Origin of the sequence: uncultured Nitrospira sp. (assembly GCA_902500695.1) — a bacterium.
Lineage (GTDB): Bacteria > Nitrospirota > Nitrospiria > Nitrospirales > UBA8639 > Nitrospira_E.
Genome location: CABVRQ010000042.1, coordinates 28,819 through 34,065, shown reverse-complemented (window position 1 = coordinate 34,065; position 5,247 = coordinate 28,819). Strand labels below are relative to the sequence as shown.

Sequence of the window (5,247 nt, the reverse complement as noted above, 5' to 3'; positions counted from 1 at the left end):
CGATTTACGAAAGGTTCACAAGATGCCCTGGAGCCCATGTTTCCTGAACCCTTAGGCACACTCAGACCAGGTCTCAGGAAAAATTTCGCTAGACCCTAGCTTATCCACCTGGGCACAGATCCTTCGCCGCAGGCTCAGGATGACGATCTTTTACTAGACACCAGCCTCATTTTTCGAATCTGTGTAAGGAAGAAAATTCCACAAGATCACTGTCCGATCCCGCGTCGCCTCGAGCGTGACTATGCCTTTTCCCACAGGTAATAGTTCGTCCCTATCGCATGGGAGCTTTCTGGGCAGATGGTTTCCTGGTAGTATGAGAAAAACGTGGAGAAATGAGCCATGAAAAGAATCTCCCAGGTCAAAGTCTTACCGGAGTATCGATTGGAGTTGAAATTTGAGGATGGAGTATCCGGAACGGTGGATCTGTCTGAATCAGTCGGAAAAGGTGTGTTTGCCGTGTGGCGGGACCCGCTTGTGTTTGGACAGGTTCGTATCGGTTCATCCGGTGAGCTGGTTTGGGGCGAACAGATTGATCTCTGTCCGGACGCCCTCTACCTTAAGGTAACGGGCAAAAAACCGGAAGATATTTTCCCCGCGCTACGCAACCAGGCCACTCATGCCTGAAATTAGTCGTTTCTTCGGTATTGTGATCAAGATGTTCTTCGATGATCACAACCCGCCACACTTTCATGCGGAATATGCCAGTGATCTTGCGTTGATCGATATTCGCACTCTGTCTGTGTTTTCCGGGCGATTGCCTCCCCGCGTCACTGGTCTTGTCATCGAGCGGGCGACCCTTCATCAACACGAGCTTCTCGCCGACTGGAAAAGGGCTCAAGCGAGGGAAGAGCTCCGGAAGATTGCGCCCTTGGAATGAGTCGGCACCACAAAGGGGATAGGTTTGAGAAGGTTCTGAATACATACCACAATCAGAGAAAATTTTGAGAACCATCAATGGCTGATTGCTGCAATGACAAAGCATGTGAGATCGAGGCGCTTCAAGATCGCCAAAGCTCGATACTCAAAATCGTGTTGGCAATTAATGCGGTGATGTTCTTCGTCGAACTGACGGCAGGTTTGCTCGCCGGTTCTGTTTCTTTGATCGCTGACTCGCTGGATATGTTGGGTGATGCGCTGGTGTACGGCTTCAGCATTTACGTCGTGGCGCGAGGCGCAAGGATGAAAGCCAAGGCCGCTCTCCTCAAAGGCGGGATCATGGCGGCTTTCGGTTTATTCGTTTTCGGGCAGGCGGTTTACAAGATGGTTTTCCCGCTGGTTCCAGTATTCGAGGCCATTGGCGGATTTGGCCTCCTTGCGCTTGCGGCAAATAGCCTTTGCCTTCTCTTGCTCTGGCGCCATCGGGCCGATGACATCAATATGAGTTCCGTGTGGTTATGTTCCCGCAATGACATTATTGCGAATGTCTCGGTGCTGTGTGCCGCCCTAGGGGTATGGCTCACCAGTTCAGGTTGGCCTGACATTCTCGTGGGCTTTGGACTCGCCGGGCTTTTTCTCCGGTCAGCCCTATTTGTCTTTCGCGGGGCTCATACGGAGCTTCGAGCGGTCCCTACCTCAAATTAACCTTTGGGGCAAGGATGCTCCGTTACCGCCATCAAGAATGGAGCTGTGGTCGAGACCTCAATGGGATTCACCCCGTTAGAAGGCCGCGTGATAGGCACACGATGCGGAAATCTCGACCCGACCATTATCGGATTGGCTGCCGAGCATAAACAGCTTTCCCCCTAAGAGATAGACCATATCAGTTGAATACCCAATCCGGCCTGTGGGGCTTGTCCGGCCTGACCTCCGATTTCCGCCATCCCTTGAAGGCCGTCCACCAACAGCACGATTCTCACGCAATTCTGGCCATTAAGGTGTCCTGTCATCGGGCACGAACATATCTTGGTACCTATCCGGCCACCCTGGAGTGAGCCGATGCGGTTATTTTTGGTGGTGGCATAGGCAAACGGGCTCCTGACATCCGCACTCGAATCTGCGAAGGAAGGGGTTGGTGCCGTCCCTCGTTGGATAGCCCTCGAAATTTCGAGGCCTCCGATGTGCAGTCAGGAGAAGCCATTCCCATTCATAGAAAGGATTCCGCTATTCAATTGCCGGTGATTGGAACCGACAAAGAATCGTGGGTAGCCCGCGAAATGTTTCTCTGTTTGAAAAATCCATGATGAACACAGGCCAAAACTCATTGGCCAGACGAAAAGACCCTACAGGAGCAGACAAAACCATTCTCATTTTGTTCACTATCAACAAGGGAAAATCCATTCTGTGGATAAGCCATCTTTAGAAGATCATTATGAGCTTTTGAGGAAACTCAAAAGGATCAACTGAATCAAAAAAGTCAAGATAAAATCATCATTCTACTTTTACGACTACGCCAAAAAATTCACACCACTATATTTAGTATTCAAAAATAACACTTACACAATGCCCATAATTTAGGCAATTTGCTCATCTCTCTATCAATCCTTCAAGAAAAGCGCTTTTATTGCCGGTAGCCACCAGGTTATCCACAAAATTTGTGGACGGCATTTTTCTATTCTGGTCTGCATTTTGCCAATCACGATAATAGGCCATTTTTTATTGTGCCTCACATCTTTTCCCGTCATGATATGGTCTATAGAGCAATGGTAGTTCAGTGATTTAAAAGGATTTCCCATTCACTTATGGCCAGAGTACTTCAACCGATTCCCCAACCACCGGCTGCCCTCGATATTCGGATTGTGACCTATAACATTCACCGGTGTTGCGGGATGGATCGTCGAATCACGCCCAGACGGATCGCGGAAGTCCTGTCGGCCCTTCATCCGGATGTCATTGCTCTCCAGGAAGTCCTGGGGCTTGGCCCCAAGGGCCGTGGTCAGGACGAACTTCTTGGTGCGTTGATGGGCATGGGATGGGTGATGGCATCCGCCCGACTTCGTCACGGATATCCCTTTGGGAACATGATTCTGAGCCGGTTCCCGATTGTGAATGATGCGCAACATGACCTGACCTGGAGAAGCCGCCGGGGTCGATGTTGTCAACGCGCTGATCTTCGACTGGGCAATCACACCTTACATGTCTACAACGTGCATATGGGTACCGGATTGCGAGAGCGAAAATATCAAGCGGAACAATTGGCCATGATTCTGGACCAACATCGAGGGGCCGGTCCAAAAATTATTCTTGGTGATTTCAATGAATGGGGGCGTGGTGTCACCACCGGTATCCTGACCCCTCGATTTCAGAGCCTCGACATTCGCCCCTTTGTGAAACGACGCCGGACCTATCCAGGATTTCTGCCGCTTCTTCATCTCGATCATATTTTTTATGAAGGCCGGATTGAGGTGACCCATGTGCATCTTCCCAAAACTCGAGATTCCCTCGTCGCCTCGGACCATCTTCCCCTCGTTGCCGATCTGCGCATTCGCTTCTAACTTTCAAACTTCCTTAAGACCACCCCGTGGTCTGATCAATGTGTCGTCCTATTTTTTTCGAACTTGCCCCTCTCTTCTTTTTAACAGAGAACCACTCCAGAATTTTCAACGGATGCCCCTTCGTTTTGAAATTCTTTATGAATGGATTGTCATTCTATGTATGTTGCGCAAACCACACAGTCATTTTCAAAATAAGAAAAGTTGTCGCACGCTGGATTAATTTGTCTTTGACTCCAGAATTAAGGAATTCCTCTGTCCGGAATCGAAGATAAGGGGGAAATTACTCAGCATTAAGCACTGTCATGCGATTTGATGAAATTTTCAATTGAATGCAATTGCCCCTTTGCAATACCCACGAATGACGGAAGCCGTATTTATTTGGCACGCCTTATGCGACCGGTAACCCTTATTATGAAACGGCAACAAAATCGGAATCGTGTAACACGATTGGATTGAGGTGAACTATGACCAAACCTATCGGCATTATTTCCATGCAAGAGGCGATCAACGTCGCAAAAAACATACTCTGCGGATTTACTAATTCCACCAAATTTTTCCATGGCGGTCGGGAGGACGATCCCTACTATCGAATGACCCTTGTCGATGAGGCCATTCAAGGCACGGAGGCCTATGTCGAGGCGAATTCCGGTGAGGTCCTTCACGTCATCCCACATCCCGCAGTGGTGCCCCCGCCTGCCGACCCTCCACAATAGAGCAGGAGCGGCACACCGAAAGTCCATTTTCGGTTCATCACGCCTCAATGTTTCAATATCAACAAGGGGGTTGTCCCGGGAGGCGAAGGTTAGTTACAGAAGAATAAAATCCTTTTTATTGTATCCCCGTGATCTGGAACAGACTTCGTAGCCCTCTCGACTTCCCTCATCATTGGTATTTCCCTCTATCGTTTCAAAGGCATCACGATGAAAGGCCGTCGCCAATCCCGTATGGGTCCAATCCGTACTGCTTCTTCTCACGAAGAAAATGCTTGCCCTGGACAAATGATCTATCGAGGCATTTTCTCCATTCAGGGTCGACTCTTTCATAAAAAGTCCGGCTTCTTTCCCTTGAGCGGCCAGAGAATCACATGACGTAGAACCTTGAATAGGCATTGTCATTCCCAGCGTTTCAGCGGCCTGTTTCAGAATAAATGTGACGAACCCGGCACACCATGGAAATTCAGCCCCATCATGTCCTTTCATATACACACGCACCCACGGCCCACGATTTTGCCCACCGACTTCAAGAGGATGCTGCGCCAAATGTGCTTTGGCATACTCGAGGACCATCGTTGAAAATGTGTGGTTTGCAGCACTGATGGGAGTCAGCACCTGTAAAAGTGGTGCAACCAGTTCCTGAAATGTGGCCGCATTTACCATGCCACTGGTTCCCAGCCCTCGGGCTTCTTGAAATTGCTGGACCATTTTTTTCGTCACTCCACCAAAATCTTCATCTATCACCAGACCGAATCCATGAAATTGCAGCCATTCCTGGACACGCCTTGCCGCCATACCTCGTGCCCCTTTTTTCACTGAACTTTTCAGTTCAACTTCTTTTTGTATCCAGAAAGGGAGTTTTCCTTCTCCAAGTACCACCCCCATCATGGCCTCCTATTTCTCTATATTGAAAATTCAAAAAATAGTTTCGCAGCTCGGCTCCCACCCTTTCCCCAATTACCACTGTAAGGACATATCAGGATCGGGACATTTCGGTAACGGCTTACAAATGAATGCCAAAATATAAATATTGTTATCAGACACCGTTGTTGGAGCGGATGGCGACGTTCCAGGACGTGGGGGTGCCGGTCTCTGAATAGGAG

General features: G+C 49.2%; 8 protein-coding genes. 6 read left to right on the top strand and 2 right to left on the bottom strand.

Features of this window, described 5'->3' with window-relative positions; genetic code table 11:
• Nucleotides 1-339: 339 nt before the first annotated feature.
• From AAH187_RS11735 to AAH187_RS11720, 4 genes are all read left to right on the top strand, one after another.
• Nucleotides 340-624 (top strand): DUF2442 domain-containing protein, encoded by a 285-nt coding sequence (locus AAH187_RS11735; protein ID WP_342348648.1) that lies wholly within the window; start codon nt 340-342, stop codon nt 622-624.
• Nucleotides 617-877, top strand: coding sequence for a DUF4160 domain-containing protein (locus AAH187_RS11730; protein WP_342348647.1), 261 nt, complete (start codon nt 617-619; stop codon nt 875-877). Before AAH187_RS11735 ends, AAH187_RS11730 begins: the two co-directional genes overlap by 8 nt.
• Nucleotides 878-954: 77 nt before the next feature.
• Nucleotides 955-1,581 carry a cation transporter gene (locus AAH187_RS11725; protein ID WP_342348646.1) on the top strand — a complete coding sequence of 209 codons (627 nt, stop codon included), beginning with the start codon at nt 955-957 and terminating at the stop codon, nt 1,579-1,581.
• A gap of 3 nt (nt 1,582-1,584) precedes the next feature.
• Nucleotides 1,585-1,746, top strand: coding sequence for a hypothetical protein (locus tag AAH187_RS11720; RefSeq protein WP_342348645.1), 162 nt, complete (start codon nt 1,585-1,587; stop codon nt 1,744-1,746).
• Here AAH187_RS11720 and AAH187_RS11715 read toward each other — a convergent pair.
• Nucleotides 1,743-1,886, bottom strand: a complete 144-nt coding sequence (locus tag AAH187_RS11715; protein ID WP_342348644.1) for a hypothetical protein — start codon at nt 1,884-1,886, stop codon at nt 1,743-1,745. The two genes, AAH187_RS11720 and AAH187_RS11715, sit on opposite strands and share 4 nt — an antisense overlap.
• Nucleotides 1,887-2,678: 792 nt before the next feature.
• Here AAH187_RS11715 and AAH187_RS11710 point away from each other — a divergent pair.
• Nucleotides 2,679-3,431 (top strand): endonuclease/exonuclease/phosphatase family protein, encoded by a 753-nt coding sequence (locus AAH187_RS11710; protein ID WP_342348643.1) that lies wholly within the window; start codon nt 2,679-2,681, stop codon nt 3,429-3,431.
• 464 nt (nt 3,432-3,895) lie between these two features.
• A complete protein-coding gene (locus AAH187_RS11705; RefSeq protein ID WP_342348642.1) occupies nt 3,896-4,144 on the top strand; it encodes a hypothetical protein in 249 nt (82 codons plus the stop codon).
• Between the two features lie 93 nt (nt 4,145-4,237).
• Here AAH187_RS11705 and AAH187_RS11700 read toward each other — a convergent pair whose 3' ends face one another.
• Nucleotides 4,238-5,032, bottom strand: coding sequence for a peptidoglycan-binding protein (locus AAH187_RS11700; protein ID WP_342348641.1), 795 nt, complete (start codon nt 5,030-5,032; stop codon nt 4,238-4,240).
• Nucleotides 5,033-5,247: the final 215 nt, after the last annotated feature.